The sequence below is a fragment of the Streptomyces sp. NPDC056373 genome (assembly GCF_042262425.1).
Lineage (GTDB): Bacteria > Actinomycetota > Actinomycetes > Streptomycetales > Streptomycetaceae > Streptomyces.
Genome location: NZ_JBHJPX010000009.1, coordinates 38943 through 65416 on the forward strand (window position 1 = coordinate 38943; position 26474 = coordinate 65416).

Here is a 26474-nt window from a genome sequence, read left to right on the forward strand (position 1 = left end):
CGGGTTGCGGCCCGCCCTCCCCGCGAGGCCGTCGCCACGGCCGCCGGGTACGTCAGTAACCTGGGGCGATGCTCAAGGAAGTGATCGCGACCCGTTTCATCGCGCCCCTGCGCGAGGGCGGTTCGCTGCCGGGTCTGGTCGAGGCGGACGACCTCGGCACCTACGTCCTGAAGTTCACCGGCGCGGGACAGGGCCGCAAGACCCTCGTCGCCGAGGTGGTGTGCGGGGAACTCGCCCGGCGGCTGGGGCTGCGCATGCCGCGCCTCGTCACCGTGGAGCTCGACCCCGACTTGGGGCTGGGTGAACCGGAGGAGCAGGTGCAGAGCCTGCTCCGGTCCAGCGGCGGCACCAACCTCGGCATGGACTTCCTCTCCGGCGCGCTCGGCTTCGACCCGCTCGCGTTCCCGGTGAGCCCCGAGGAAGCCGGCCGCGTGGTCTGGTTCGACGCGCTGATCAACAACGTCGACCGGTCCTGGCGCAACCCCAACCTGCTCAGGTGGCGGGGCGAGCTGTGGCTGGTCGACCACGGCGCGACGATGATCTGGCACCACAACTGGCCCGGCGTGCAGGCCTCCGCAGCCCGCCCGTACGACGCCTCCGACCACGCGCTGGCGTCCTTCGCGCCCGATGTCGCCTCCGCCGCCGCCGAGTTGGCGCCCCTGGTCACCGAGGATCTGCTCGCCGAGGTCACCGCGCAGATCCCGGACACCTGGCTCACGGACGAACCCGGCTTCGCCGCGCCGGACGATCTGAGGCAGGCCTACGCGCGCCCGCTGCTGGCACGGGCCGCCGTCATCCACGACCGCATCCAGGGGCTGAAGTGAACGACCGGCACATCATCAGGGGCGGGCCACGGGACCGCCACGTCTACGAGTACGCCCTGCTGCGCGTCGTCCCGCGCGTGGAACGCGGCGAATGCATCAACGCCGGGATCCTGGTCTACTGCCGCGCCGAGGCCTACGTCGGTGCCCGCACCCACCTCGACGAGACCCGCCTGCTGGCCCTCGACCCCCTGGCCGACGTGGCCGGGGTCCGAGCCGCCCTGGCGGCCGTGGAGGGCCTGTGCACGGGTGGGAGCGCGGCCGGGCAGGCGGCCTCCGACGACCCGGGCCGCCGTTTCCGCTGGCTCGTCGCACCCCGCTCCACGATCGTCCAGCCAGGTCCGGTGCACACCGGCCTGACCACGGACCCGGCGGCGGAGACCGAGCGGTTGCTGGACCTGCTGGTGAGGTGACGGACACCCGGCCGTCAGCGCCGGCGGCGCCTCACCACGTAGCCGGCGGCGAGAGTGGCACCCACGGCGAAGGTCAGGCCGATCGCGAGGTCCCAGTCGCTCGGCCCCGAGGCCACCGCGCCCCCGAGCCCGCCCCGCACACCTTGGCTCGGGGGGCTGGTGGGAGTGATGGTGACGGGAGCGGAGGTACTGATCGAGGGACTCACGGACGGACTGGTGAGGGGGCTGGGCGAGATGGGCGACGTCGTGGGGTTGATGATCCCGCGGCGGGCCAGTGCCTCGCAGGCGACGCCGTCGTCGGGGCCCTGGTCCTCGTCCAGCCTGTTGGGGTCGCTCGGGTCCGCGTCGAAGACGGCCTGCGCGTCCTCCTGGAAGGCGAAGTCCCGGCAGTCCAGGTCCTGCCGGGCGTGAGCGGGGTCGGCCATGGGCACGATCGCGGCGATCGCGAACAGCGCGCCCGTGACACCGGTGCGACGGCGCATGGAGCGCCTCCCTTCCGGTCATGGGTGGCTCGCGCTCCGACGCTAGGCGCCGAGGGGCGCGGCGGCGCGCCGCCATGGGCCGATCGGGTGTCCCCGGGGGCGCCGCGGGCCCAGGCGGGCCCGGGTGATGGATCACATGCCGCCCCCGGCCGTTGACACCGCGTGCCAGGGCTTCTAGCGTCACACCCACTGAAGGTACTAAGCGGTCGCTCACCTGAGGAGTAGCAGTCATGTCCACCACTGAGCAGCGGGTTGCCGTCGTGACCGGTGCCGCGCGCGGCATCGGTGCCGCCACCGCCGTACGACTGGCCGCCGAGGGCCGCGCGGTCGCCGTGCTCGACCTCGACGAGGCGGCCTGCAAGGACACCGTCGAGAAGATCACCGCCGCCGGCGGCAAGGCCATCGCCGTCGGTTGCGACGTCTCCGACGAGGCACAGGTCGAGGCGGCCATCGCGCGGATCGCCGAGGAGCTCGGCGCCCCGGTGATCCTGGTCAACAACGCGGGCGTGCTGCGCGACAACCTGCTGTTCAAGATGAGCGTCTCCGACTGGGACACCGTCATGAACGTGCACCTGCGCGGCGCCTTCCTGATGTCCAAGGCCTGCCAGAAGCACATGGTGGACGCGGGCTTCGGCCGGATCGTCAACCTGTCCTCGTCGTCCGCGCTCGGCAACCGCGGCCAGGTGAACTACTCGGCCGCCAAGGCGGGTCTGCAGGGCTTCACCAAGACCCTCGCCAAGGAGCTCGGAAAGTTCGGCGTCACCGCCAACTCCGTCGCCCCCGGCTTCATCGCGACCGAGATGACCAAGGCCACCGCCGACCGCGTCGGCATGGGCTTCGAGGACTTCAAGGCCGCCGCCGCCACCCAGATCCCGGTGGCCCGGGTCGGTGAGCCGGAGGACATCGCCAACGCCATCGCCTTCTTCACCGGCGAGGCGGCCGGATTCGTCTCCGGCCAGGTGCTGTACGTGGCCGGCGGACCGCTCGACTAGAGGACGAAGAACATGACTTCCGTGGAACTCTCCGGCAAGGTCGCCCTCGTCACGGGCGCCAGCCGCGGCATCGGCTACGGCGTGGCCGAGGCCCTCGTCGCGCGCGGCGACCGCGTGTGCATCACCGGCCGCAACGAGGACGCACTCAAGGAGGCCGTCGAGCAGCTCGGCGCCGACCGCGCCGTCTACGTGGCGGGCAAGGCGCACGACGAGGCCCACCAGGCCGTCGCCGTCGAGCGCACGATGGAGGCCTTCGGCCGCGTCGACTACCTGGTCAACAACGCCGGCACCAACCCGGTGTTCGGCCCGATCGCCGACCTGGACCTGAACGTCGCCCGCAAGGTGTTCGAGACCAACGTCGTCTCGGCGCTCGGCTTCGCCCAGCGGACCTGGCACGCCTGGCAGAAGGACAACGGCGGCGCGATCGTCAACATCGCCTCCGTCGCGGGCCTGTCGCCCTCGCCGTTCATCGGCGCCTACGGCGTCAGCAAGGCCGCGATGATCAACCTCACCGTGCAGCTCGCGCACGAGTTCGCACCCAAGGTGCGGGTCAACGCGATCGCCCCGGCCGTCGTGAAGACCAAGTTCGCCCAGGCCCTGTACGAGGGCCGGGAGGAGGAGGCCGCGGCGGCCTACCCGCTCGGCCGGCTCGGCGTGCCCTCCGACATCGGGGGCGCGGCCGCCTTCCTCACCTCCGGGCAGTCCGACTGGGTCACCGGCCAGACGCTCGTCGTCGACGGCGGCATCTTCCTCAACGCCGGAACCGGCTGACGAGGACCGCGCACGCGGCCCGCACGGGCGCCGTCGACACGAACGGCGCCCGTGCGGGCGTAAAAACACCGCAAAGTGCGGTGACAACGTCGTCAAAGGTTTATCGATCAAGAGGTCATGGACGGGGAGGGGCAGGCGGCGCGGCACTGCGGTATGGTCTGCCGACCCTTGGTATGGCAGATCGAGGAGCGTGCGCGTGTTCAAGCGGAACCGATGCCTGCGGCGGGTGGCGGCCATCGCGTCCATATCGGCCCTGCTCGCCGGATGCGGCGTGCTGTCGTCCGACACTCCGGAGGACGAAGGACCGATCGTCGTGGGCACCACCAGCGCGCCCAGCACGCTCGACCCTGCCGCGTCGTGGGACAGCTCCTGGGAGCTGTTCCGGAACATCTACCAGACACTCCTGAGCTATCCGACGGGCGCGAGCACGCCTCAGCCGGACGCCGCCGAGAGCTGCGGCTTCAGCGACTCCTCGAACCAGGTCTACCGCTGCGAGCTGCGCGAGGGCCTGAAGTTCTCCAACGGCGACGCGCTCGACGCCCGGGCCGTGAAGTACTCGTTCGACCGGATCCGCAAGATCAACGTCAACGGCGGCCCCGCCGGTCTCCTGGGCAGCCTCGAACGGGTCCAGGCACCCAACGAGCGTGAGGTGATCTTCCACCTCAACAAGCCCGACTCGACCTTCCCGTTCGTGCTCGCCACCCCCGCCATGTCGATCGTGTCCCCGGACGCCTACCCGGACGACAGCCTGCGCAAGGGCGCCGACGTGGTCGGGTCCGGGCCGTACACCCTCGACTCGTACGACGACGGCAAAGAGGCCGTCCTCGTGCGCAACGACTCCTACAAGGGCTACGCGGAGCGCCGGAACGACGCGGTGACCGTCCGCTACTTCCAGGACTCCGACGCCATGGTGACGGCGCTGCGGGACAAGAAGATCGACGTGACCTACCGCGGTCTGGCGGCGGGTGACGTCGTCGAGCTCCAGAGCAAGTCCTCGAAGGACGAGGAGATCCAGCTCGTCGAGGGCACCGGCACCGACATCAACTACCTGGTGTTCAACCCGAAGGACTCCTGGGCCAACAAGAAGGCGGTGCGCCAGGCCATCGCGCAGGTCGTCGACCGGGCGGCGATCGCCCACAAGGTCTACAAGGACACCGTCGACCCGCTGTACTCCATGGTCCCCAAGGGCCTCACGGGTCACACCACGGGCTTCTTCGACGACTACGGCGACCCCGACGTCGCCAAGGCCCGCAAGATCCTCACCGAAGCGGGCATCAACCAGCGCGTCCCGCTCACCCTCTGGTACACCAGCGACCGCTACGGCTCCGAGACTGCAGGGGAGTTCAAGGAGCTGAAGCGCCAGCTCGAGGCCTCCGGCCTGTTCACGATCAGCCTGAAGAGCCGGCCGTGGAAGACGTACGTCGAGGGCTACCGGAAGGGCGAGTACCCGGTCTTCGGGCGCGGCTGGTTCCCCGACTTCCCGGACGCCGAGAACTTCATCGCGCCGTTCGTCGGTGACCAGAACGCCCTCGGCACGCCTTACCCGGCGCCCGAGATCACCGGCGACCTGCTGCCCCGCTCGCGCCGGGAGAGCGACCGCGCGAACGTGGTGAAGGAGTTCGAGGAGGCCCAGCAGATCCTCGTGGACGACGCGCGGCTGCTGCCGCTGTGGCAGGGCCGGCAGTACGTGGCGGCCAGCCGGGACGTCTCGGGCGCCGAGCGGGCCATGGACCCGTCGACGATCATGATGATGTGGGAGCTGCACCGCAAGACCGCCTGGTAGGCGGTTCGGCACCCGCCTTCCCGGGCGCGTTGTCAGTGGTCGCCTGTAGGTTCTGAGGCCTGGAAGTGACCGCACATCGTGAGGACGTTGACGTGACCGACACCGCCATGCTGCCCGAGTCCTGGCGCGGGGTTCTGGGCGACGAGCTGCAGCAGCCCTGGTTCAAGGAGCTGACGGAGTTCGTCGAGGAGGAGCGGGCGAAGGGTCCCGTCCACCCGCCGCGCGAGGAGGTCTTCGCGGCTCTGGACGCCACGCCGTACGACGGGGTCAAGGTCCTGATCCTCGGTCAGGACCCGTACCACGGTGAAGGGCAGGGGCACGGGCTGTGCTTCTCGGTCCGGCCGGGCGTGCGGATCCCGCCGTCCCTGCGCAACATCTACAAGGAGATGCACCAGGAGCTGGGCACGCCGATCCCGGACAACGGCTACCTGATGCCGTGGGCCGAGCAGGGCGTGCTGCTGCTCAACGCGGTCCTCACGGTCCGCGGCGGCGAGGCCAACTCGCACAAGGGCCGTGGCTGGGAGAAGTTCACGGACGCCGTGATCCGCGCCGTGGCCGAGCGCCCCGACCCGGCGGTCTTCGTGCTGTGGGGCAACTACGCGCAGAAGAAGCTTCCGCTGATCGACCAGTCCCGGCACATCGTGGTCAAGGGCGCCCATCCCTCGCCCCTGTCGGCGAAGAAGTTCTTCGGCTCGCGCCCCTTCACGCAGATCAACGAGGCCGTGGCGGCGCAGGGCCACACGCCGATCGATTGGACGATCCCGAACCTGGGCTGAGGCCTGCCGGTCCCGGGGCGTGCGGTGACGGGCTCGGGGGTGTCCGACGGCGCGGGCTGTGCCGTGCGGGGGTCGAGGGTGTCCGTGGCCGTGGCCGTGGCCGTGGAGCGTGCCGTGACGGGGCCGGTGGTGTGCGGAGCCGCCTGAGCCGGATCGCCCCCGCCTGCGGTTAGCGTCGGCGGGAACAGCCGGCGAGTGCGCGGAGGGCGTCGTGGCGGAGCGACAGGAGCAGGCGGCGCCCGATGCCGTGCTGACCCGGATCGGTCAGGTGGTCATGCTGCACCACGCGGGGGACCGGGAAGAGGCACGGCACCGGCTCCTCGGTCTGTGGGCGGAGATCGGCGAGCACGGACACCCGCTGCACCGCTGCACTCTCGCCCACTACCTCGCCGACACGCAGGACGACCCGGCGGACGAACTGGCCTGGGATCTGCGCGCGTTGACCGCCGCCGACGAGGCCGGGGAGGAGGCCCTCGCGGTGACGGCGGTGGCCGCGCTCTACCCCTCCCTGCATCTGAACCTGGCCGACGACTACGTCAGACTGGGGCGCGGCGACGCCGCCCGCACACACCTGCGGTGGGCCCGCGAAGCCGCCCTCGCGCTCACCGACGACGGCTATGCCGAGAGCGTGTGGGCGGCCATCGGACGGCTGGAGTCCCGATTGGGGGAGGGCGGCGGCCCCGGGGCGTGGACGCCGCCCCGGCAGCGGCCCTGACGCGGCGGGGTCAACGCCCGTACGCGTCACGGCAGATCGTCGCCTCCGGACTGTCCGCCCGCCATCCCCCGTAGCGCCGGCCCAGTGCGCACACGTCCGCGTTGTCGCTCGGGACGCTCTTCTCGATGTCCCGGCGTACCGCCTCCGACGCGTCGCGGACGTCGGACCGCTGGGGGCGTCGCGGCGCGGGCTCGGGGCGTTCCGGGCGGGCGGGGCGCGGACGGACGTCGTGGTGCCCGGGCTGTGGTGCCCCGGAGTGCCGCGAGGACGCCGGGGGAGCGGCCGGGCGGGGCGCCGGCGCGGCCGCCTCCGGACTGCGGGACGCCTCTTCGATGAGCAGCAGGGCCTCCCGGGCCGGTGCCTGCACGATCGGGGTCTCCGCCGCGCCCTCCGGCTCCGGCGCCGAGGGCCGGGACGGTGCCGCCGAGGGCCCCGGCGCGCCGGAACGCGGGACCGTCGTACAGCCGGAGAGGGCCGAGACCGCCACGGTCACCAGGAGCGTCGCTGTGGTCGTCGTTCGATGCACCCGGGCAACTCTGGTGCGTCCATCCCGCGTTGGGGCGGCGGACAGGCGGATGTTGCCCCGCACGGGTGATCTCGTGCCCCGTACGGAGGGCTCTCGTGTGACAGGGGTGACGTCCAGTGATGTTGGGTTTCGTCCGGCGATGCCGGCGTGCGGTGATGCCGTGACGGCGGCGACGTGTGCGGCGGCGGTGGGTCAGTCGCCGGTCGCGCCGTCGATGCGCTCGCGGAGCAGGTCGGCGTGGCCGTTGTGCCGCGCGTACTCCTCGATCATGTGGGTGTAGAGCCAGCGCAGGTTGAACCGCTCGCCGGTGCGTCCGTGCTTGCCCTCGGTGACGTCGTCGAGGCCGAAGCGGGCGGCGTTGCGCCGGGCCGTCTCGATCTCGGCCTGCCAGGTGCCGTGGGCCTCCTGCCAGGTGTCCGCCTCGGTGAGAAGGAACTCGCCGTCCCGGTTCTCGTCGCTCCAGTAGATCGGCTGCACGTCCTCGCCCGTCAGCACCCGGCGGAACCAGCTCCGCTCCACGTCCGCCATGTGCCGGACCAGCCCCAGGAGGGACAGGTCGGACGGCTCGACGGCCGCGGTCCTGAGCTGTTCGTCGCTCAGGCCCTCGCACTTCCAGGCGAGGGTCTGGCGGTGGTAGTCCAGCCAGCCCTCCAGCATCGTGCGCTCGTCGGCGAAGGTGGAGGGCTCTCGGCGTTCGTTCGTCATGGACGCATCCTTTCCGAGCCGCCCCCGCCGCACCACAAGATTTTCAGTCCCCGAGCATCCCCGCCAGGAGTTCCCGCAGGCCGGCGTGCACTTCCTCCAGGCTCGGCACCTCGGCACCGAACGACCCCGCCACGCAGCTGAACATCAGTCCGTCCGCCCAGGCGATCAGCGAGAGGGTGTGCCGGGCCGGATCCGTCGAGCCCATGGCGACGACCAGTGCGGTGAGTTGGTCCCGGAAGCGGGCGCCCGTGGCGTCGAAGAAGGCCCGCAGCTCGGGGCGGCGCGTCGCCTCCAGGGCCAGTTCGTAGCGGGCGAGGGTGAGTGCGCGCTGCCGCGTCAGGGCCCGGTGGGTCGCCAGGGCCAGCGCGGCCGCCAGGGAGTCGGTACCGGCCTCGGGGCCCGGCATCTCGTGCAGGCCGAGCACCCGGGCCTCGCGGTCGGCCAGGCGCCGAACCGCCAGCTCCAGCAGGGCCTGCCGGGTCCGCGCGAGGTTCGACGTGGAGCCCTGGGGGAGCCCGGCCAGCTCGTCGACCGCCCGGTGCGTCAGGCCGCGCATCCCGCGCTCGGCGAGCAGGGCGAGGGCGGTGTCGGCGACGAGGTCGGAGCGGGCGGGGCCTTCGGTGCGTGCGGGCATGAGGTTCACGCTACCCCTCCGACTACACCTGTAGTAACGTCGAAGGCGTCACTACAGGTGTAGTCAGCGATGCGGTCTCTGAAGGAGGAGCCATGGGACAGCCCGGGCATGCCGTCGTGATCGGCGGCGGGATCGGCGGTCTGACGGCTGCGGTCGCCCTGAGCCAGCGTGGCGTGCGGGTCACCGTGCTGGAGCGGGCCCGCTCGCTGGACCCGGTCGGGGCGGCGATCTCCCTCGCGCCCAACTCCCTGCGCGCGCTGGACGTCATCGGCCTCGGTGGCGAGATCCGCGGCCTCGCCGCCTGGTCGGGGGACGGAGGCCTGCGCAGCCCGAAGGGGCGGTGGCTGTCGCGCTCCTCCGCCGAGGCCGCGGCCCGGCGCTTCGGCGGGCCCCTCGTGCTGCTGCACCGCGCCACCCTGATCGAGCGCCTGGCCGCGCTGCTCCCCGCGGGAGCCGTCCGGACGGACGCCGCCGCGACCCTCGTCGACAGCGGAGGTCCCGACCGGGCGGCCCGCGTCGTGACCGCGGACGGCGAACTCGCGGCCGACCTGGTGGTCGGCGCGGACGGGATCCGGTCGGCCGTGCGCGGAACGCTCTTCCCGCACCACCCGGGCGCCGTCTACTCCGGCTGGACGACCTGGCGGGTCGTGATCCCCGTGCCCGGAGCCCATTTCGCCTCGCACGAGACATGGGGCCCGGGCCGCATCTGGGGCACCCACCCGCTGAAGGACGGCCGCGTCTACGCCTACGCCGGCGCAACGACCCCCGCCGGCCGACGGGCGCCCGACGACGAGAAGTCGGAGCTGCTGCGCCTCTTCGGCGACTGGCACGACCCCATCCCCGCCGTGCTCGCCGCCGTCCGCCCCGAGGACGTGCTGCGCCACGACGTGCACCACATCGCCGACCCCCTGCCCGCCTATCACCACGGCCGGGTCGCGTTGCTCGGCGACGCCGCGCACGCAATGCCGCCGAGTCTCGGGCAGGGCGGCAACCAGGCCATCGAGGACGCCGTCGTCCTCGCCCACCACTGCGACGACCTCGCCGCCTACACCGCCGCCCGGCGCCCCCGCACGACCGCCATCGCCCGCAAGGCCGTGAAGGCGTCCCGCCTCAGTCTGATGAACAGCCGGGCCGGTCTCGCCGTACGCGATACGGCCATGAGGCTGCTGTCGCCGGCCGGAACCGCCCTGTTCCTGCGCAGCTTCGACGGCATCGCCGACTGGCGGCCCCCGCAGACGGACGCCGTATGCTCCGAGCAGACCCCGGCAGGCAACGGTTAGAGGAGAGCACCCCGTGAAGGTCGGCTGCATCGGACTCGGCGACATCGCGCAGAAGGCCTACCTCCCGGTCCTCGCCCTCCAGCCCGGTGTCGAACTGCACCTGCAGACCCGCACGCCCGCCACGCTCGACCGGGTCGCCGAGAGCCTCCACATCCCACGGGAGCGGCGGCACGCCACGCTCGACTCGCTGCTCGCGGCCGGCCTCGACGCGGCCTTCGTGCACGCCCCCACGCTCGTGCACCCGGAGATCGTGACGCAGCTCCTCCAGGCGGGCGTGCCGGCCTACGTGGACAAGCCGCTCGCCTACGAACTCGAGGACTCCGCGCGGCTGGTGGCGCTCGCCGAGGAGCGGGACGTGAGCCTCGCCGTCGGCTTCAACCGGCGCCACGCCCCGGGCTACACCCAGTGCGCGGACCATCCGCGCGAGCTCATCCTCATGCAGAAGAACCGCATCGGGCTGCCGGAGGAGCCCCGCGCGATGATCCTCGACGACTTCATCCACGTCGTCGACACCCTGCGCTTCCTGGTGCCCGGCGAGATCGACGACGTGACCGTGCGCGCCCGGGTCCGCGACGGGCTGCTGCACCACCTGGTGCTCCAGCTCGCCGGGGACGGCTTCACCGCCCTCGGCGTGATGAACCGGCTCAGCGGTTCCGCCGAGGAGGTGCTCGAGGTGTCCGGGCAGGACACCAAAAGGCAGGTGGTCAACCTCGCCGAGGTCGTCGACCACAAGGGGCAGCCGACCGTGCGGCGACGCGGCGACTGGGTGCCGGTGGCCCGGCAGCGCGGGATCGAGCAGGCGGTGCTGGCGTTCCTCGACGCGGTCCGGGCGGGCAAGGTGCTCAGCGCCCGGGACGCGCTGGAGACCCATGAACTGTGCGAGCGGGTCGTACGCGCGGTTCAGGAACGGGCCGCCTGATCCGCAGGGCTCGTCCGCCCTCGCCGGCGGCCCACAGGGCGAGGATCACCATCGCCGCGTGCACGGTCCAGTCTCCGTGGCGGACGTAGGGCGTGATGCCGTGGGCGAGGGGAAGGTCGTAGACCCGCGCGGCGGAGGCGTCCGTGCCGAGCCATGATCCGACGCGCTGTCCGTCCGGGCCGTAGACGGCGGAGACGCCGGTCAGGGTCGCGTGCACCATGGGGCGGCCGGTCTCGGCGGCCCGCAGCGCGGCCAGCGACGCGTGCTGCTCGGGTGCCCAGCTGTGCTGGAACGTGGACGTCGACGACTGCCCGATCAGCACGTCGGCGCCCTCCCGGGTGAGGTGGCGGGTCATGTCCGGGAAGGCGGTCTCGAAGCACACCAGCGGGCCGACGCGCAGATCGTCGCCGACGTTCATCACGATCGGCTGCGAGCCACGCCTTCGGTCCTCGCCCGCGGCCTTGCCCACCGAGGTGGCCCAGCCGAGCAGGGAGCGGGCCGGGATGTACTCGCCGAAGGGCACGAGCCGCATCTTGTCGTAGCGCTCGCCGGTCAGGCCGTCGGGCCCGACCAGGACCGAGCTCTTGTAGATGCCGGGCTTGTCGGAGCGCCGGGCGTCCACGTTGACGAGGATGTCTGCACCCGTCGCACGGGAGAGGGCCGCGAGCCGCCGGGCGAGGTCGGGCCGGTCCCCGAGGTCGTAACCGACGCTGCTCTCGCCCCAGACGATCAGGTCGAGGTCCTGCCCGGCGAGCCGGCGGGTGAGCTGCTCCTCGCGGTCGAACCGGCCGTCGGGGCCGGCGATGACACCCGGCTGCACGACCGCGATCCTGACGTGGCCGTCGACGGCGGGGCGGGGTGAGAACGCCCAGGCGGCGGAGGTGGCCGCGGCCGTGGCCACCAGACCGGCCACGGCGGGCACCCGGGCCCGGCGAACCGCGACCAGAACGGTGACCGCCACGTTGACGGCCACGAGCAGGTAGCTGAGCAGCCACACCCCGCCGACCGAGGCGAGCCGCAGCGTGGGCTCGGCCCGCCACTGGCTGCTGCCGAGCATGCCCCAGGGGCCGCCGAGCCCCTGCCAGGAGCGCACCAGCTCGATGGCCAGCCAGCCCGAGGGCAGCACCAGCAGTGCCACCGCGACCCGCCTGCCGGAGGGCAGGCAGCCCAGGAGGTGGTGTACCAGCCGGCCCCACGGGGCCCACAGGGCGCCGAGGAGGGCGGCGATGACGAAGGTGAACACGTTCAGGCTCGGCAGCAGCCAGTGGTGCATGGCCAGCATGAAGCCGAAGCCGCCGCACCAGCCGTCGTATGCCGCACGCTTCCCGGTCGGCGCGGTGCGCAGCAGCAGGAGCCAGGGAACCAGGGCGACGCAGGCGCACCACCACAAAGACGGTGCGGGGAAGGCGAGGACGGGGAGCGCGCCCGCGACCGCCGCGGCGGCCGAGCGGCGCCAGGGGGAGGCGAGCCAGTGGCCGAGCGTCTTCATAGGCGCCTCCTACCCGCGGGTGCCTCCAGTGTGCGCTCTGCGGACGATCTAGGACACAGGACGCCTGGTCAGTTGACCACAGGTGCCTTGTCCGGCCCGGGAAGGCGCCGCCGCTCCCTCCGAGCCGGGTCAGGTGGCCGCAGGTGCGCTCCTCGGCTCGGGAAGGCGCCGCCACTTCTCCCGTACGACCACCTCGCTCAGCCGCCAGCCGTCGGCCGTGCGCAGCGCCGCGAAGGCGTACCGGCCGCCGCACACGAAGTCGGGAGCGGGTCCGGCGGTGGCCATGGGGTTGACGTAGTCGGCCTGGACCTGGGCCGTGTCGCCGGTGTCCTGCTCCCGGATCCCGAAGCGCACCCGCCGGTTGACGATCAGATGCTGCCGCACCGGGAACAGCTCCAGACTCTCCGCGAGCCAGGCGGCGACCGCCCGGGCCTCTCCCTCGATGCCGCCGGCCGAGCGGTAGTCCGCCCGCCCGCGAGGGGCGAACAGCCCTCGGTATGCCTCCCAGTCACCGTCGTCGACCGCCACCGCGTAGTCGGTGATCAGTCCGTCGACGGCCAGCCGGTCTCTCACGGTGGCGAGTTCCACGCGCTGCGTCATCGACTCAGTGTTGGCCATGGCGGGGACCGGGCCAAGAGCCGTGCGGGCCCGATATTCGGTGGCCGCCGAGGGGCGCCGGGGCCGAGCCTGTCCCTCGTGAACGAACGACACGAACCGAAGTACCAGGTGAGGGCCCGCCACACCGAGTCCACGATCACCGTCTACCAGGCCTACCGCCCGGAGATCGGCGGCCCTGCCGCCCGCAACGGCCGCTTCCCGGCCTCCTGGAAGCGGGAGCGCATGACCTGGATCAAGCCCTCGTTCCTGTGGATGATGTACCGCTGCGGCTGGGGCACCAAGGAGGGCCAGGAGACCGTCCTGGCGATCGAGATCGACCGCGAGGGCTTCCTCTGGGCCCTGCGCAACGCCTGCCTGTCCCATCACGTCCCCGCCCTGCACGGCGACCAGGCCTCCTGGAAGCGGCAGTTGAGGCAGGCGCCCGCGCGGGTGCAGTGGGACCCGGAACGGAATCTGCGCGTCGGCCCGCTGCCCCACCGGTCGCTCCAGCTGGGGCTCGCGGGGGAGGCGGCCGCGCGGTACGCGGACGAGTGGATCGTCGGCATCGAGGACGTCACGCCGCTCGCCACGGAGATCCATGACCTGGTACGGGCGGGTCGACTGGAGTCGGCCGCGGGGCTGTTGCCCGAGGAGCGGCCTTTCGCCGTCGACGACGAGGTGCTGGCGCGGCTGTGCGCGTAGAGCGTGCGGTACGGCCAGAGTCTGGCGTACGCCAGAGAGGGTGGGTAGGGCCGGAGAGGGCGCGGTACGAGTCGGAAAAGGGACTGCGGAGCCGCTCAGGCCGCCTTGACGACGCCGCCTCGGAGTGCGGCGGCCCATTCGACGACGAGAAGCTCGTACTCCGCGCGCTCCTCGGCCGACAGAGTGCCGCCCGTGCGCTGCCACAGCGCACGGATCTCCTCGTTGACCTCGGCAGCGGAACGCACGGAACCAGGGGTCACGAAATCGGGGGACATGCGGACAAGCCTAGGGGCAGCCACTGACAGCCCGCTACCGGACGGCTACCCCACGGCTATGCGGTTGGTCACGAGACCGGGGTCACAGGCCTCCGCACTCAGCCCGCCGACTCGGCGGCGTGCGGGCTCAGGGCACCCATGCCGACCAGGGCGATGATGACGATGCCGAGCACGATGCGGTAGTAGACGAACGGCATGAAGCTCTTGGTGGAGATGAACTTCATGAACCATGCGATCACCGCGTATCCCACGCCGAAGGCGATGATCGTCGCGAAGATCGTGGGACCCCACGAGACGTGGCCGCCCTCCGTGGCGTCCTTCAGCTCGAACACGCCGGAGGCGAGCACGGCGGGGATGGCGAGCAGGAAGGAGTAGCGGGCCGCGGCCTCACGCTTGTAGCCCATGAACAGACCACCGCTGATGGTGGCGCCGGAGCGCGAGACGCCCGGGATGAGCGCCATGGCCTGGCAGACGCCGTAGATCAGGCCGTCCCGTACACCCAGGTCCTCGAGGGCCTTGCGCTGCTTGGGCGCGCGGTGCTTGCCGCCGCTCTCGTCGCGCGCCGCGAGCCGGTCGGCGACGCCCAGGACGATGCCCATGACGATCAGCATCGTCGCGGTGATCCGCAGATCGCGGAACGGGCCCTCGATCTGGTCCTTCAGCGTCACGCCGAGCACACCGATCGGGATCGAGCCGACGATGACCAGCCAGCCCATCCGGGCGTCGGGGTCGCTGCGCAGCGCCTTGTTCGTCAGGGAGCGCGTCCACGCCGAGATGATCCGCCCGATGTCCTTGCGGAAGTAGATCAGCACGGCCGCCTCGGTGCCGATCTGCGTGATCGCCGTGAAGGCCGCGCCCGGGTCCTCCCAGCCCGAGAAGGCCGCCGTCAGCCGCAGGTGGGCGCTGGAGGAGACGGGGAGGAACTCGGTCAGCCCCTGGACGAGTCCGAGGATGAGTGATTCGAACCAAGACATGAGGTAGCGGAGTCCAAGTGCCGATCGTGGGACGGACGACGGGCACCTCTGACCGCCGTTGCGATGAACGGGGGATCATGTGTGCCGAGGGGGAAGCGTAGCGTCCCCGGAAGGCCGCTCGGACACAGGGGTTTGGAAGCGCTCGCCACCTGCGGGGATCAGACCGTGGCCGGTCCGGTCACCGTCCAGCCGGGGGCCTGGGGGCGGGCCGTGAGGTCCTCGTGGCGCACCTCGTCGCCGCAGGCGCGGCAGGTGACGGCCGGGGCGAGGGGCCGCCCGCAGGAGTGCTCCACGACCATCGGCCGGTCGCCGTCCGGCCGGAGGTGGCGGTCGCCCCACGCCATCAGGGTCATCAGGACCGGCTCCAGCTCCAGTCCCGCCGGTGTCGGCCGGTACTCGAAGCGCTGTGGGCGCTCGCTGTAGAGGTGCTTGGCCAGGATGCCGGCGTCGACGAGCCGGCGCAGCCGGGTGGCCAGGATGTCGCGAGGGGCGCCGGTGTTGCGCACCAGCTGATCGAAGCGGCCGTTGCCCAGGCACACCTCCCGCAGCACGAGCAGGGAGTACTTCTCGCCGACGAGCGCGAGCGTGTCGGCGATGGAGCAGGGGCGCGGGTCTTTGCGGTCGGCCATGAGGATCAGTCTAGGAGAGGGTTGGATTTTCCAACCTTGCGGGCTACGGTGAGTTCGGATTTCCTACTCACCGGTAGTCGTGGAGGCCCGCACATGCGTGACGCAGTCATCGTCGAAGCCGTACGCACCCCGATCGGCAAGGGCAAGCCCAGCGGCGCCCTCGCGCACGTCCACCCCGTGGAACTCCTCGCCCACACCCTGCGCACCCTCGTCGAGCGGTCCGGGATCGACCCGGCGCTGATCGACGACGTCATCGGCGGAACCGTCGACCAGGTCGGCGAGCAGGCCATGAACACCACCCGCTACGCCGTCCTCTCCGCCGGGTTCCCGGAGTCGGTGCCCGCGACCACCGTGGACCGCCAGTGCGGTTCCTCCCAGCAGGCCGTGCACTTCGCGGCGCAGGGTGTGCTCTCGGGTGCGTACGACATGGTCGTGGCCTGCGGCGTGGAGTCGATGAGCCGCGTGCCGATGTGGTCGAACGTGCCCGAGGGAAAGGACCCCTTCGGGCCCGGAGTCGCCCGGCGCTACCCCGAGGGGCTCGTACCGCAGGGGATCAGTGCCGAACTGATCGCCGCCAAGTGGTCGATCGGCCGCGAACGGATGGACGCCTTCGCCGTCTCCTCGCACCACAAGGCCGCCGCGGCCTGGGAGAGCGGGCTCTTCGACGCCGAGGTCGCGCCCCTGGAGGGGGTCGCACGAGACGAGTGCGTACGCCCCGGCAGCACCACCGCAGTCCTCTCCGGCCTCAAGTCCGCCTACCACGACCCCGGCTTCGCCGAGCGCTTCCCGCAGATCGAGTGGAACATCACGGCGGGCAACGCCAGCCCGATCAACGACGGGGCGTCGGCGGTGCTCATCACGTCGAGCGAGACGGCGGCCCGGCTCGGCCTGCGTCCGCTGGCCCGCCTGCACAGCTTCGCGGTCACCGGCTCCGACCCGACGCTGATGCTCACGGGTGTGATCCCGGCGACCGAGAAGGTACTGCGCAGGGCCTCACTGACCCTTGACGACATCGACCTGTTCGAGGTCAACGAGGCGTTCGCCGGCGTTGTACTGGCCTGGCAACAGGAGACCGGCGCCGATCCCGCCCGGGTCAACGTGAACGGCGGGGCCATCGCGCTCGGGCATCCCCTCGGGGCGAGCGGCACCCGGCTGACGACGACACTGGTGCACGCGATGCGGCAACGAGGCGCCCGGTACGCGCTCCAGACCATGTGCGAGGCGGGCGGACTCGCCAACGCCATGGTGCTGGAACGGGTCTGAGCCGGGCGTGACGGGACGTCAGAGGCGGCGCAGCTGGTGGCGTTTGCGCCAGGCCACCACCACGCCCGCCAGCGCGGGCAGGGCGATGCACGCCATGGCGATCAGGAAGGCGGGAGAGGTCGGGGTGGAGGCCCGGGCGCCCGCGACGGCGTAGGCGGCGGTGTTCGGGATCGAGCCGATGCCCGTGGCCAGCAGGAACGGCAGCAGGCCCATGCGGGAGACGGACGCGCAGTAGTTCGCGGCCCAGAACGGCACACCCGGGAACAGGCGCACCATCAGCATCGAACGGAAGCCGTGCCGGCTGAGCTGGCCGTCCGCGGCCTTCAGCCAGCGCCCGCGCAGCAGCGGCCGCAGGGCGTCCTGGCCCAGCGCCCGGCCCAGGCAGAAGGCGATGCCGGCGCCCAGCACCGTACCCGTCAGCGCCACGCCGAGGCCCAGTTGGGAGCCGAACAGCGCGCCCGCCGCGAGGTTCAGCAGGGGCCTCGGCACGAACGCCACGGTGCACACGCCGTACGCCACCGTGAACACCGCCGCCGCCGCGGCACCCGAGAGCTGCGGCGGCCAGCCCTCCGTCAGCAGTTTCTGCGGCTCGAACAGGAGCACCCCGCACGCGCCCGCGGCGAGCAGCACGACGAGCAGGGACAGCCGCGCATAGGGAGAGAGCAGAACTCTCGTGCAGCGAGCTGCGAAACGGGTCGGTACGGCGGACGTGACGGTCGTTGCCGGGGGAACGGCGACGGCGAGCTCCGCGGCGGTGGCCCGGGGAGAGGCCGTGGCGGTGCCCCCAGAGCGGGTGGTGGCATCGAGCATCCGGTGACACTAACCGACAAATGTGTGTGATCGCCGTATGGTTCGTCTCACCGGCGTCACAGGACGTGGCCCCGCGCGCCTGTGCGCAGGGCGGACGAAAACCATTCGACGTGCGGTAAAGCGTCGGCAATGATCGACGGCATGTTCCGGCACGCCTTCCCCCTCGCAGCATCCGTGGTCACGGATGCCCCGAAGGCTGCCGTCGTCGATCTCACGGCCGTCATGGACGGCGCCCGAAGCTGACCCTCTCCGGTTCGTCCGGCGGACCCCGCAAGGGGAGGGTCGGGCAGGTCCTCGGGGTCCCACTTCTTCTTCGCTGACGAGACGCTTCGAGGTACAGCCATGTCCAAAACGGCTTATGTCCGTACGAAACCGCATCTCAACATCGGCACGATGGGTCATGTCGACCACGGCAAGACCACGTTGACCGCCGCCATCACCAAGGTCCTCGCCGACCGCGGCAGCGGCGCGTTCGTGCCGTTCGACCGGATCGACCGGGCGCCCGAGGAGGCGGCGCGCGGCATCACCATCAACATCGCGCACGTGGAGTACGAGACCGACACCCGGCACTACGCGCACGTCGACATGCCGGGCCATGCCGACTACGTCAAGAACATGGTCACCGGCGCCGCCCAGCTCGACGGGGCGATCCTCGTCGTCTCCGCGCTCGACGGGATCATGCCGCAGACCGCCGAACACGTCCTGCTCGCCCGGCAGGTGGGCGTCGACCACATCGTGGTCGCCCTCAACAAGGCCGACGCCGGGGACGAGGAGCTGACCGACCTGGTCGAGCTGGAGGTCCGCGACCTGCTCACCGCGCACGGCTACGGCGGTGACTCCGTGCCCGTCGTTCGGGTCTCCGGGCTGAAGGCGCTGGAAGGGGATCCGCGCTGGACGGCGTCGATCGAGGCGCTGCTCGACGCGGTGGACACCTATGTGCCGATGCCGGAGCGGTATCTGGACGCGCCGTTCCTGCTGCCGGTGGAGAACGTGCTGACCATCACCGGGCGGGGAACCGTGGTGACCGGGGCGGTCGAGCGGGGCCTGGTGCGCGTCGGCGACCGGGTCGAGGTGCTCGGGGCGTCCGTCGAGACGGTGGTCACGGGGCTGGAGACCTTCGGCAAGCCGATGCAGGAGGCGCAGGCCGGGGACAACGTGGCGTTGCTGTTGCGGGGAGTTCCTCGGGACGCCGTTCGGCGCGGTCACGTGGTCGCAGCGCCGGGGAGTGTGAAGCCACGTCGGCGATTCACGGCGCAGGTCTACGTCCTGTCGGCCCGGGAGGGTGGCCGGACGACGCCCGTCTCCTCCGGGTACCGGCCGCAGTTCTACATCCGGACCGCTGATGTGGTGGGCGTTGTCGACCTCGGAGAGGTTGCGGTGGCCCGGCCCGGTGACACGGTTGCGATGACCGTGGAGTTGGGGCGGGACATGCCGTTGGAGCCGGGGCTCGGGTTCGCCGTCCGTGAGGGCGGCAGGACCGTGGGGGCGGGGACCGTGACCGTGGTGGGTTGAGGTCGTGGGGGACTGCGGGGCCGTCGTGGCTGGTCGCGCAGTTCCCCGCGCCCCTGAAGGGCGTGGTTCGCACAGGCACAATGAGAGGGTGAATGAGCCTGTACCCGTCGCCCGGTCCGTCGACCACGGGTTTGCCAAGCTGATGCCCGACGTCGATCGGGAGCGGGCCTGGCTGCTGACCGTGGACGGGGCGCCGCAGTCCTACGTCGATCTCGACGAACCCGCGCATCTGGAGTTCGAGTACACCCGGCGGCTCGGGCACGTGCTGGACGTCGTGGCCGAGCCGGGGCGGGCGCTGGACGTGGTGCATCTCGGGGGCGGTGCGCTCACGTTGCCGCGGTACGTGGCCGTGACCCGGCCGGGGTCGCGGCAGGACGTCGTCGAGGCCGATCGGGGGCTGCTGGAGCTGGTGGCGGAGCATCTGCCGTTGCCGGAAGGCGCGGCCGTCGACCTCCACACGGCGGATGCCCGGGCCTGGCTGGAGAACGCTCCCGCGGACTCGACGGACGTCGTCCTCGCGGACGTCTTCAGCGGGTCACGGGTGCCGGCGCACCTCACCTCCGTCTCCTATGTCCGTGAGGCCGCGCGGGTGCTGCGGGGGAGCGGGGTCTACCTCGCCAACCTCCCCGATGCCGCGCCCTTCGGCTTCCTGCGGTCGCAACTCGCCACGCTGGCGGACTGCTTCGAGGAGCTCGTGCTGATCGCCGAGCCGGGCGTGCTGCGGGGGCGGCGGTTCGGTAACGCCGTGCTCGTCGCCGGGAACCAGCCGGTCGACATCGCCGCCCTGACCCGTCTCACCGCCGCCGACGCCTTCCCCGCCCGGGTCGAACACGGCTCCGCCCTGCGGGCGTTCATCGGCGGAGCGCGGCCCGTCGGGGACGGCGACGCCGTGCCGTCACCCGAGCCCCCCGACGGGGCGTTCGGCATCGGCTGACGCGGGGTCCGTGCCGCCCTGGGCGACCGGTGTGCTCCGGCGGCGCAGATCGCGGACGTCCGGTACGCACAGCACGGCCGCCGTGACCAGGACGACCAGGCCGGCACAGCCCCACAGGGCGGCAGGACGGCCGAAAGCGTCCTCCGCCGGTCCGGCCGCGGCCGTGGCGAGGGGGACCAGCGCGACGGAGCCGAACCAGTCGTACGCCGCGACCCGGGAGAGCTTGTGCTCGGGGATCTCCTGGTGCAGTGCCGTCATCCAGGAGACGCCGAACACCTCCACCGTCGCGCCGGCGAGGAACATCACCCCGTACAGCACGCCGACCGGCACCGGGACGGCCAGGGCGGCCGAGGGCAGGGCCAGCGGGAACACGCAGAGGGTGCCGGCGAGGAGCAGGCGGCGGGGTTTCCAGCGGGTCATCAGCAGGGCGCCGGCCACCGTGCCCGCGCCGAAGGCGCCCAGGGCGAGGCCCCAGGGGCCCGCGCCGCCCAGGTGGTCGCGGGCGACGAGCGGCCCGTAGACCGCGTCCGCGGCGGCCACGACCGCGTTGGCGATGGAGAACTGGACGACGATGCCCCACAGCCAGGGGCGGCCGGCGAACTCGCGCCAGCCGTCCCGCAGATCGGCGAGCAGGCCGCCGCCCGCGGCACGGGGCGGGATGTGGCCGACGTCGAGGAAGGCCCGCAGCGCTCCGGCGAGCGCGAAGGCCGCCGCGTCCGCGGCGAGCACCCAGCCGGGCCCGATCGCCGCGACCATGGCGCCGCCGAGTGCGGCACCGCCGAGGGCCGCGCCCTGCATCGCCATCCGGAACATGGCGAAGGCGCGTCCCGCGTTCTGGCCGTCGACCGAGGACATCAGCATGCCCTCGGCGGCCGGGCTGAAGAAGGCCTGGCCGGTGCCGCCGAGCGCGGCCAGCAGCATCATGTGCCACAGCCGGGGCTCCCCGGTCAGCACGAGCGCGGCGAAGGCGGCCTGCGAGAGGCAGTTGAGGACGTTGGCCGCGACCATCACGTGGTGGCGGGGCAGCCGGTCCGACACGGCGCCGCCGATCAGCAGGAACAGCACCAGCGGCAGGGTCCGCGCCGCCGCCACCAGGCCGACGTCACCGCCGTCGCCGCCCGCTTCGAGGACGGCGAACGCCGAGGCCACGAGGGCGCCGTGGCTGCCCAGGCCGGTGACGACCGCGGCTGCGGTCAGCAGGGAGTAGTTGCGGCCCGCCCAAGCGGGTCTGCGGGGGCTTCGGGGCGAGGCGGTGGGGGACGTCACCGGCCGACTATGGCCGCCCGTGACCCCTGCTGCCAAACCGTTTCTTTCATGGTGCTCCGGTGAGCCGGGCCCGCCCTGCCGTGCCCCGGGGGGCGGGCCCGATTCCGCTTCTCCGGGTCAGCCGCCGGTCGGCTCGCCGTGCAGGCGGACCGTGCTGAGGATCTTCATGATGGTCTTCTCGGGCACCTCGCCCTTGACGCCCTTCGCGCCGAAGAAGCTCCACGCGACGAAGTCGCCGGCGGAGTTCTTGAAGCCGAACGTGACCGCCTTGCCGTCGCTCGCGCACTTGCCCTTGTCGGGCGTGTTCTCCGAATGCGCCCAGGCGACGCTGCCCTTCACGCCCGAGGCGGTCGTGTAGGGCTCGGCCTTGTCGTCGGCCTTGACGCTCTTCTTGTCCGGCTGCGTATATCCGCCGTAGACCCACCAGGCCACCTGGTTGACCGCGACCTCGTCCGTGTTCTTGGCGCCGTCGGCGCCCTTGGTGCCCGCCCCGGCCAGGGACTCGGTCTCGGTCCTGCCGTCCTTGTTGTCGTCGCTCGTGCACCACTTGGACTTGTAGAACGCCGGTGCCGACATGATGATCAGCGGCTTGCCGTCGTCGGACTTCTCGTCCTCGAAGAAGACGGACGAGGTGGGGGAGGCCACCTCCCAGTCCGCGGGGACGTCGAAGGCCGTGCCCCACTTGGGGTTGACGACGACCTTCCAGCCCTTGACGGTGGGCTGCGCCGCCTCGCCGCCGCGGGGGTTGTCGTCCGAGGCGGGGGCGCTCGGCTCCTCGGCCGACGGGCTCGTCGCGACCTTGTCGTTCTTGCCGTTCTTGCCACCGTCGGCCGTGTCGTCCTTGTCACCGCCCAGCACCAGGAAGCCCGTGACACCGGCCGCCACGACCACCGCGACCGCCGCGATGATCGCGACCAGCTTCGTCCGGCCGCCTCCGCCACCGCCCTGCGGCGGCTGCGGGGGCTGCGGCGCGCCGGCCGGCCCCGGAGCGCCCCACTGCGGCTGCTGCCCGTAGGGGTTGGGCTGCTGCTGGTATCCCGGCTGCTGGTAGGGATTCGGCTGCTGGTACCCCGGCTGCTGGTACGGGTTGTTCGCTTGCGGGTTCTGCTCGCCCCCGGGCGGCTGCTGTCCTGGCCACATGGGCAGCAACCCTAGCCGCGCCCCGGACACGATTCGGTCACTGCCCGTGGACGGAGACGTAGCAACCCGGAGACAGCCCTGTGTGGATGTCGTGCGGAGGGATGCGGCGGTCGTCACACCGGCCTGGCCAGGCGTCTCTACTCGTGAGTAACATTCGGGCATGAGCGCAGACCAGATGTCCATCGGCGAGATGCTCGCCGCCACGGTGCCCATGGCCCGGACCCTGAACCTCGAGTTCCTGGAGACCTCGCCGGACCGTGCGGTGGTGTCGCTGCCGGACCAGGCCGAGTACCACAACCACGTCGGCGGCCCGCACGCCGGTGCGATGTTCACGCTCGGCGAGTCCGCGAGCGGGGCGATCGTGCTGGCCGCGTTCGGGGACCAGCTCTCGCGCGCCGTGCCGCTCGCCGTCAGCGCCGAGATCTCCTACAAGAAGCTGGCGATGGGCGCCGTCACGGCCACGGCCACCCTGGGCCGCCCGGCCGCCGAGGTCGTCGCGCAGCTGGATGCCGGTGAGCGCCCCGAGTTCCCGGTGGCCATCGCCATCCAGCGGGCCGACGGTGCCGTGACCGGCGAGATGACCGTGGTGTGGACCCTGCGGCCCAACGGCTGATCCGGCAGCCGGATGCGCGTCCGCCCCGGCCGGGTGCCGGGGCCTTCGCGGGTCAGGCCGCCGCGCCCCGGTCCCCCGGGAGCACGCCGTCCAGCTCCCCGAGGAAGACCCGGAGCCATGCCGTGAACTCCGGCCCCAGGTCGGGTCGTTCGCAGGCCATCCTGACCACCGCGCGCAGATAGTCGGCCTTGTCGCCGGTGTCGTGGCGCAGGCCCTTGAAGACCACTCCGTGCACCGTGCCGTCCGCGGCCATCTCCTGCAGGGCGTCGGTCAGCTGGATCTCGCCGCCCCGGCCCGGCGGGGTGCGCTCCAGGACGGGAAAGACCGCAGGGTCGAGGACGTAGCGGCCGATGACGGCGTAACGGCTGGGTGCCTGACGCCGGTCCGGCTTCTCGACCAGGCCCGTGACGCGGACGAGGTCCTCCTCGCCGGTCGGCTCGACGGCTGCGCAGCCGTACCGGTGGATGTGCTCCGGCGGAACCTCCATGAGGGCGACCACGCTGCCGAGCCTGCGGTCGCGGACGTCGAGCATCCGGCTCAGCAGACTCTCGCGGGGGTCGATCAGATCGTCGCCGAGAAGGACCGCGAAGGGCTGGTCGCCGACATGGCGGCGGGCGCACAGCACGGCGTGACCGAGGCCGAGCGGGTCGCCCTGGCGGATGTGGTGGATGCTCGCCAGCCGCGCAGGATCGCGCACCGCGTCCAGTCGTACGGTGTCGCCCTTGGCCGTGAGGGCCTGCTCCAGTTCCAGGGCGTGGTCGAAATGGTCCTCGATGGCCCGCTTGTGACGGCCGGTGACCATCAGTACGTCGTCGAGTCCCGCCGCTGCCGCCTCCTCGACCACGTACTGGATGGCGGGCTTGTCGACGACCGGCAGCATTTCCTTGGGCGTCGCCTTAGTGGCCGGCAGGAAGCGGGTGCCGAGGCCGGCGGCCGGGACGACCGCCTTACGGACGGTGCGGGCTGTGCGGACGTCACGGGCGAGGGTCGCAGGGGTGCGAGGGCGGGGGGTGATCATGAGGCTCATGCTGGCCTGCAGAGCTGAGAGTGCGCCGGGAGCCGCATGGGAGTGCGCTGTGGAGTTGAAGATTGTGTGGACCAACGGTCTTTGAGCGCGCACAACTTGCCGCCCTTCGGGCTCGCGTTTTCGAAAACCGGTGCGGATACCGCCGGTAACGTATCTGAATTCGCTTCGTTTTGAACTTGGGTCATCCGAACTCCTTGTTACCTGTCAGTCGTATGTGCGAAAGTGACCCGACTCACAGCCGAGTCCGCAGCTGACACGGCACAGGTATGCACCAATCACCCACCGGCTTTCCGACGGACGCGCAATTCGCCTGCCGTTTCTCGGCTGGAAGGAAATGGTTCCGTGCAATCCCCCAACCCCCCACGCCCGCCGTACGCGCCACGACCCGGAGCGGGACCCGCGGAGTCCGACCGCAATCTCCTCGCCCGGGTGGGCGAACCCGCCGAAGGGCCGCGCGCCGTCGCCCTGTTGCTCGCCCGGCACTGGCGCGCGGTCTACGAGTACGCCGTGATCTGCCTGGCGTCCTCCGAGGATTCCGCGTCGATGGCGGCGGCCGCCGCCTTCCGCAGGGAACTCGCCCGGCCGAGCGGCGGGGCCCTGCGTCCACGGCTGCTCACCGCCGTCCGGGAGACGGTCGGGGAGTGGGCCGCCGACAGCGGCATTTCCGAAGTACTGCCGGAACTCCGCAAAACCGTCGGTGCCCGCGGCCTGCGCGCCGCCCGCCCCGGGACATCCGAAAGGCGGCGCCTCGCGGAGCGCGCTTTCCGCAGCCTTCCGGGGGCTTCCCAATGCCTGCTCTGGCACACGGACGTCGAGGCCGAACCCATATCGGTACCGGCCGGTCTGCTCGGAGTGGACGCCGGTACCGCCTCGGCCGCCCTGGAGCAGGCGCGCGAGCAATTCAGGTCGGGGTGTGTACGCGCCCACCGGGAACTCGCGCCGACGCAGGAATGCCGCTACTACAACCGTCTGCTGGACGTTCCCATGCGCCGCGGCGGAGCCCTGCTTCCCGATGTGCAGCGGCATCTCATGGCATGCCGTTACTGCCGCCACGCCGTCGAGCAACTCAGCCATTTCGAGGGCGGTCTGGAGGACCTGCTCACCGAGACGGTGCTCGGCTGGGGCGGCCGCCGCTACCTGGAATCACGGCCGGGCCGCAGCGCCGGCGGCCCGGGGGCCCCGGCCCCCGGCGGACGCCATCGCCTCCGGCCCCGTGCCCTGCCGGCGGCCGGCGGGCCCGGTGCGCCGAGGAGGCACGCGAAGGCGCTGGCCGCCGCCGTCGGGGTGACCTCCCTCGTGCTGCTCGCGACCCTGCTCGCCGCGCGGGGCTGGACCGAGGAGGGCGGTACCGTCGACCCGCAGGCCACCTGGGGCGCGGTCAGTGGCCACTCCGTCGACCCGGACGGCCCGGGGGCGTCGTCCATCGGACCGGACTCCCTCACGCCCTCGGTCGGCCCCTCCCCGTCGGCCGCCTCCGCCGGCAACGCCGCCGAAGTGGCCCGGGGACGGCTGCGCAACCTCGACGAGGGCCTGTGCGTCGACGTCCTGGGCGGACGCGTCCGGGCCGACGCCCGCATCGTGCTGACCGCCTGTTCCACGGGCGGGTCCCAGCAGTGGTCCTACCAGGACGACGGCGTTCTGCGCAGCGCCGCCGACCCCACCCTGTGTCTCGGCTCCGACACCGCCGAGGGATCCGTCGCCCTGGCCGGCTGCCTGGTGCACGCGGGAGTCGTCCGCTACGACCTGACCGTGCGCGGTGAGCTCCTGCCGCGCGGGGGCAAGGGCCTGGCCCTCGCCCCCGGGAAGGGCAGGGGCGTGATCGTCACCGACCGCGACGCGTCCGAGGCGCAGCGCTGGGCACTGGAACCGGCCGCCGTCCCCCGCGGGCCGGGGGAGTCCCGGGAGAAGCGGGCGCAGGGCGCTCCGCGGGAGAGCCGCCGGGAGGGCGAGCAGCGCCCCTACGAGGACGCCTCTCCCGGGGACCGGCCCGTACCGCCGCGCACCCGGACCGGGGAACCGCCCCAGGACCGGTACGAGACGCGGTTCGCGCAGGTGGGCTGCTGCGAGGCAGGCGGGTCAGGTGCCGACGCGGTGGACGAGGCCGGCGGGTCCGGTGGGTCTGCTCCGAAGGCAGGATCCGGCGTCCTCGCAAGCGCGCCGGCCACCGTGTCCGACACCGTGGCGACGCTGCGCTCCGCGGTGCGCCTGCCGTAGCAGCGGTGCGGGATCCGCGCCCGGGGCGTACGAGCGAGATCCCGGGACGTTCGAGCGGGTATATCGGCCCGGGAGGCCCGGCTCCGGCCCCCGCCGGGGGAGCCGTGTGCTTCGGCGGCGAGGCTGCCGGGGGCATCGGGGGCATCGGGGGCATCGGGGGCGTCGGGGGCGTCGGGGGCGATCCGGGCCATCCGAGCCCCGCCCGGGGTCGC

The 26474-nt window shown here is 72.1% G+C and carries 28 protein-coding genes; 15 read left to right on the forward strand and 13 right to left on the reverse strand.

The annotated features are described in order from the left end of the window. Positions 1 to 68: 68 nt before the first annotated feature. Together ACFCXS_RS19920 and ACFCXS_RS19925 are read left to right on the forward strand one after the other, a co-directional pair. The gene (locus ACFCXS_RS19920; RefSeq protein WP_376644668.1) at positions 69 to 824 is read left to right on the forward strand and encodes a HipA family kinase; all 756 of its coding nucleotides are present in this window, start codon (positions 69 to 71) and stop codon (positions 822 to 824) included. Further along, a complete protein-coding gene (locus tag ACFCXS_RS19925) occupies positions 821 to 1234 on the forward strand; it encodes a DUF3037 domain-containing protein (protein ID WP_376644669.1) in 414 nt (137 codons plus the stop codon). The genes ACFCXS_RS19920 and ACFCXS_RS19925 overlap by 4 nt, the downstream gene beginning before the upstream one ends. A 14-nt stretch (positions 1235 to 1248) precedes the next feature. On the opposite strand, the gene ACFCXS_RS19930 is transcribed toward ACFCXS_RS19925, so the two are convergent. Next, positions 1249 to 1716, reverse strand: a complete 468-nt coding sequence (locus tag ACFCXS_RS19930; protein ID WP_376644670.1) for an excalibur calcium-binding protein — start codon at positions 1714 to 1716, stop codon at positions 1249 to 1251. Between the two features lie 230 nt (positions 1717 to 1946). On the opposite strand from ACFCXS_RS19930, the gene fabG reads away from it, so the two are divergent. The 5 genes from fabG (at position 1947) to ACFCXS_RS19955 (ending at position 6753) form a co-directional block, all read left to right on the forward strand. Further along, entirely contained in the window at positions 1947 to 2708 is a 762-nt protein-coding gene (gene fabG, locus ACFCXS_RS19935; protein ID WP_376644671.1) for a 3-oxoacyl-ACP reductase FabG, read from the forward strand. A gap of 12 nt (positions 2709 to 2720) precedes the next feature. After that, on the forward strand, positions 2721 to 3479 hold the full coding sequence (locus ACFCXS_RS19940; protein ID WP_053674161.1) for an SDR family oxidoreductase: 759 nt from the start codon (positions 2721 to 2723) through the stop codon (positions 3477 to 3479). A gap of 196 nt (positions 3480 to 3675) precedes the next feature. Continuing rightward, a complete protein-coding gene (locus ACFCXS_RS19945; RefSeq protein ID WP_376644672.1) occupies positions 3676 to 5262 on the forward strand; it encodes an ABC transporter substrate-binding protein in 1587 nt (528 codons plus the stop codon). A 92-nt stretch (positions 5263 to 5354) separates the two neighbouring features. Continuing rightward, entirely contained in the window at positions 5355 to 6038 is a 684-nt protein-coding gene (locus tag ACFCXS_RS19950; protein WP_376644673.1) for a uracil-DNA glycosylase, read from the forward strand. 211 nt (positions 6039 to 6249) lie between these two features. Further along, complete coding sequence (locus ACFCXS_RS19955; RefSeq protein WP_376644674.1) at positions 6250 to 6753, forward strand: hypothetical protein; 504 nt, start codon at positions 6250 to 6252, stop codon at positions 6751 to 6753. Between the two features lie 10 nt (positions 6754 to 6763). Here the strand turns inward: ACFCXS_RS19955 and ACFCXS_RS19960 are convergent, their stop codons facing one another. The 3 genes from ACFCXS_RS19960 to ACFCXS_RS19970 form a co-directional block, all read right to left on the reverse strand. Then, a complete protein-coding gene (locus tag ACFCXS_RS19960; protein ID WP_376644675.1) occupies positions 6764 to 7279 on the reverse strand; it encodes a hypothetical protein in 516 nt (171 codons plus the stop codon). 192 nt (positions 7280 to 7471) lie between these two features. After that, complete coding sequence (locus tag ACFCXS_RS19965) at positions 7472 to 7984, reverse strand: DinB family protein (RefSeq protein WP_376644676.1); 513 nt, start codon at positions 7982 to 7984, stop codon at positions 7472 to 7474. 43 nt (positions 7985 to 8027) lie between these two features. After that, positions 8028 to 8618: a TetR/AcrR family transcriptional regulator gene (locus ACFCXS_RS19970; RefSeq protein ID WP_376644677.1), complete on the reverse strand. Its 591-nt coding sequence runs from the start codon at positions 8616 to 8618 to the stop codon at positions 8028 to 8030. A 92-nt stretch (positions 8619 to 8710) separates the two neighbouring features. Here ACFCXS_RS19970 and ACFCXS_RS19975 point away from each other — a divergent pair, with 92 nt between their 5' ends. Then, the gene (locus ACFCXS_RS19975; protein WP_376644678.1) at positions 8711 to 9898 is read left to right on the forward strand and encodes an FAD-dependent monooxygenase; all 1188 of its coding nucleotides are present in this window, start codon (positions 8711 to 8713) and stop codon (positions 9896 to 9898) included. A 13-nt stretch (positions 9899 to 9911) separates the two neighbouring features. Next, positions 9912 to 10817, forward strand: a complete 906-nt coding sequence (locus tag ACFCXS_RS19980; protein ID WP_376644679.1) for a Gfo/Idh/MocA family protein — start codon at positions 9912 to 9914, stop codon at positions 10815 to 10817. Here ACFCXS_RS19980 and lnt read toward each other — a convergent pair. Together lnt and ACFCXS_RS19990 are read right to left on the reverse strand one after the other, a co-directional pair. Further along, positions 10741 to 12306 (reverse strand): apolipoprotein N-acyltransferase, encoded by a 1566-nt coding sequence (gene lnt, locus ACFCXS_RS19985; RefSeq protein WP_376644680.1) that lies wholly within the window; start codon positions 12304 to 12306, stop codon positions 10741 to 10743. The two genes, ACFCXS_RS19980 and lnt, sit on opposite strands and share 77 nt — an antisense overlap. Positions 12307 to 12435: 129 nt before the next feature. Further along, positions 12436 to 12906, reverse strand: coding sequence for a nuclear transport factor 2 family protein (locus tag ACFCXS_RS19990; RefSeq protein WP_376644681.1), 471 nt, complete (start codon positions 12904 to 12906; stop codon positions 12436 to 12438). Positions 12907 to 13002: 96 nt separating this feature from the next. Here ACFCXS_RS19990 and ACFCXS_RS19995 point away from each other — a divergent pair, with 96 nt between their 5' ends. Continuing rightward, positions 13003 to 13605, forward strand: a complete 603-nt coding sequence (locus tag ACFCXS_RS19995; protein ID WP_376644682.1) for a DUF4291 domain-containing protein — start codon at positions 13003 to 13005, stop codon at positions 13603 to 13605. A gap of 95 nt (positions 13606 to 13700) precedes the next feature. Here the strand turns inward: ACFCXS_RS19995 and ACFCXS_RS20000 are convergent, their stop codons facing one another. From ACFCXS_RS20000 to ACFCXS_RS20010, 3 genes are all read right to left on the reverse strand, one after another. Next, on the reverse strand, positions 13701 to 13880 hold the full coding sequence (locus tag ACFCXS_RS20000; RefSeq protein WP_104781900.1) for a hypothetical protein: 180 nt from the start codon (positions 13878 to 13880) through the stop codon (positions 13701 to 13703). 98 nt (positions 13881 to 13978) lie between these two features. Beyond that, positions 13979 to 14854: an undecaprenyl-diphosphate phosphatase gene (locus tag ACFCXS_RS20005; RefSeq protein WP_376644683.1), complete on the reverse strand. Its 876-nt coding sequence runs from the start codon at positions 14852 to 14854 to the stop codon at positions 13979 to 13981. Between the two features lie 158 nt (positions 14855 to 15012). Then, positions 15013 to 15483: a winged helix-turn-helix transcriptional regulator gene (locus ACFCXS_RS20010; RefSeq protein WP_376644684.1), complete on the reverse strand. Its 471-nt coding sequence runs from the start codon at positions 15481 to 15483 to the stop codon at positions 15013 to 15015. A gap of 93 nt (positions 15484 to 15576) precedes the next feature. On the opposite strand from ACFCXS_RS20010, the gene ACFCXS_RS20015 reads away from it, so the two are divergent. Continuing rightward, on the forward strand, positions 15577 to 16746 hold the full coding sequence (locus ACFCXS_RS20015; protein WP_376644685.1) for a thiolase family protein: 1170 nt from the start codon (positions 15577 to 15579) through the stop codon (positions 16744 to 16746). 18 nt (positions 16747 to 16764) lie between these two features. Here the strand turns inward: ACFCXS_RS20015 and ACFCXS_RS20020 are convergent, their stop codons facing one another. Beyond that, positions 16765 to 17556, reverse strand: a complete 792-nt coding sequence (locus tag ACFCXS_RS20020; protein ID WP_376644686.1) for a TVP38/TMEM64 family protein — start codon at positions 17554 to 17556, stop codon at positions 16765 to 16767. A gap of 342 nt (positions 17557 to 17898) precedes the next feature. On the opposite strand from ACFCXS_RS20020, the gene tuf reads away from it, so the two are divergent. After that, on the forward strand, positions 17899 to 19068 hold the full coding sequence (gene tuf, locus ACFCXS_RS20025) for an elongation factor Tu (protein WP_376644687.1): 1170 nt from the start codon (positions 17899 to 17901) through the stop codon (positions 19066 to 19068). Positions 19069 to 19156: 88 nt separating this feature from the next. Beyond that, entirely contained in the window at positions 19157 to 20002 is an 846-nt protein-coding gene (locus ACFCXS_RS20030; RefSeq protein WP_376644688.1) for a spermidine synthase, read from the forward strand. Here ACFCXS_RS20030 and ACFCXS_RS20035 read toward each other — a convergent pair. After that, positions 19964 to 21268 carry an MFS transporter gene (locus ACFCXS_RS20035; protein WP_376644689.1) on the reverse strand — a complete coding sequence of 435 codons (1305 nt, stop codon included), beginning with the start codon at positions 21266 to 21268 and terminating at the stop codon, positions 19964 to 19966. The genes ACFCXS_RS20030 and ACFCXS_RS20035 overlap by 39 nt on opposite strands. Before the next feature lie 117 nt (positions 21269 to 21385). Then, on the reverse strand, positions 21386 to 22408 hold the full coding sequence (locus tag ACFCXS_RS20040; protein WP_376644690.1) for a hypothetical protein: 1023 nt from the start codon (positions 22406 to 22408) through the stop codon (positions 21386 to 21388). 160 nt (positions 22409 to 22568) lie between these two features. Between ACFCXS_RS20040 and ACFCXS_RS20045 the strand changes: the two genes are divergently transcribed. Beyond that, a complete protein-coding gene (locus ACFCXS_RS20045) occupies positions 22569 to 23021 on the forward strand; it encodes a DUF4442 domain-containing protein (protein WP_376644691.1) in 453 nt (150 codons plus the stop codon). A 52-nt stretch (positions 23022 to 23073) separates the two neighbouring features. Here the strand turns inward: ACFCXS_RS20045 and galU are convergent, their stop codons facing one another. Then, on the reverse strand, positions 23074 to 24039 hold the full coding sequence (gene galU / locus ACFCXS_RS20050) for a UTP--glucose-1-phosphate uridylyltransferase GalU (protein WP_376644692.1): 966 nt from the start codon (positions 24037 to 24039) through the stop codon (positions 23074 to 23076). 351 nt (positions 24040 to 24390) lie between these two features. Between galU and ACFCXS_RS20055 the strand changes: the two genes are divergently transcribed. Continuing rightward, positions 24391 to 26262: a ricin-type beta-trefoil lectin domain protein gene (locus ACFCXS_RS20055; protein ID WP_376644693.1), complete on the forward strand. Its 1872-nt coding sequence runs from the start codon at positions 24391 to 24393 to the stop codon at positions 26260 to 26262. Positions 26263 to 26474: the final 212 nt, after the last annotated feature.

What these genes read in the sequence shown, in the direction of transcription:
- ACFCXS_RS20010 (WP_376644684.1), bottom strand. Translation starts at nt 15,483, where the DNA reads ATGGCCGACCGCAAAGACCCGCGCCCCTGCTCCATCGCCGACACGCTC.
- ACFCXS_RS20000 (WP_104781900.1), bottom strand. Translation starts at nt 13,880, where the DNA reads ATGTCCCCCGATTTCGTGACCCCTGGTTCCGTGCGTTCCGCTGCCGAG.
- ACFCXS_RS19965 (WP_376644676.1), bottom strand. Translation starts at nt 7,984, where the DNA reads ATGACGAACGAACGCCGAGAGCCCTCCACCTTCGCCGACGAGCGCACG.
- lnt (WP_376644680.1), bottom strand. Translation starts at nt 12,306, where the DNA reads ATGAAGACGCTCGGCCACTGGCTCGCCTCCCCCTGGCGCCGCTCGGCC.
- ACFCXS_RS20045 (WP_376644691.1), top strand. Translation starts at nt 22,569, where the DNA reads ATGAGCGCAGACCAGATGTCCATCGGCGAGATGCTCGCCGCCACGGTG.
- ACFCXS_RS19930 (WP_376644670.1), bottom strand. Translation starts at nt 1,716, where the DNA reads ATGCGCCGTCGCACCGGTGTCACGGGCGCGCTGTTCGCGATCGCCGCG.
- ACFCXS_RS19940 (WP_053674161.1), top strand. Translation starts at nt 2,721, where the DNA reads ATGACTTCCGTGGAACTCTCCGGCAAGGTCGCCCTCGTCACGGGCGCC.
- fabG (WP_376644671.1), top strand. Translation starts at nt 1,947, where the DNA reads ATGTCCACCACTGAGCAGCGGGTTGCCGTCGTGACCGGTGCCGCGCGC.
- ACFCXS_RS20015 (WP_376644685.1), top strand. Translation starts at nt 15,577, where the DNA reads ATGCGTGACGCAGTCATCGTCGAAGCCGTACGCACCCCGATCGGCAAG.
- ACFCXS_RS20040 (WP_376644690.1), bottom strand. Translation starts at nt 22,408, where the DNA reads ATGTGGCCAGGACAGCAGCCGCCCGGGGGCGAGCAGAACCCGCAAGCG.
- ACFCXS_RS19990 (WP_376644681.1), bottom strand. Translation starts at nt 12,906, where the DNA reads ATGACGCAGCGCGTGGAACTCGCCACCGTGAGAGACCGGCTGGCCGTC.
- ACFCXS_RS20020 (WP_376644686.1), bottom strand. Translation starts at nt 17,556, where the DNA reads ATGCTCGATGCCACCACCCGCTCTGGGGGCACCGCCACGGCCTCTCCC.
- ACFCXS_RS19970 (WP_376644677.1), bottom strand. Translation starts at nt 8,618, where the DNA reads ATGCCCGCACGCACCGAAGGCCCCGCCCGCTCCGACCTCGTCGCCGAC.
- galU (WP_376644692.1), bottom strand. Translation starts at nt 24,039, where the DNA reads ATGATCACCCCCCGCCCTCGCACCCCTGCGACCCTCGCCCGTGACGTC.
- tuf (WP_376644687.1), top strand. Translation starts at nt 17,899, where the DNA reads ATGTCCAAAACGGCTTATGTCCGTACGAAACCGCATCTCAACATCGGC.
- ACFCXS_RS19920 (WP_376644668.1), top strand. Translation starts at nt 69, where the DNA reads ATGCTCAAGGAAGTGATCGCGACCCGTTTCATCGCGCCCCTGCGCGAG.
- ACFCXS_RS19975 (WP_376644678.1), top strand. Translation starts at nt 8,711, where the DNA reads ATGGGACAGCCCGGGCATGCCGTCGTGATCGGCGGCGGGATCGGCGGT.
- ACFCXS_RS20005 (WP_376644683.1), bottom strand. Translation starts at nt 14,854, where the DNA reads ATGTCTTGGTTCGAATCACTCATCCTCGGACTCGTCCAGGGGCTGACC.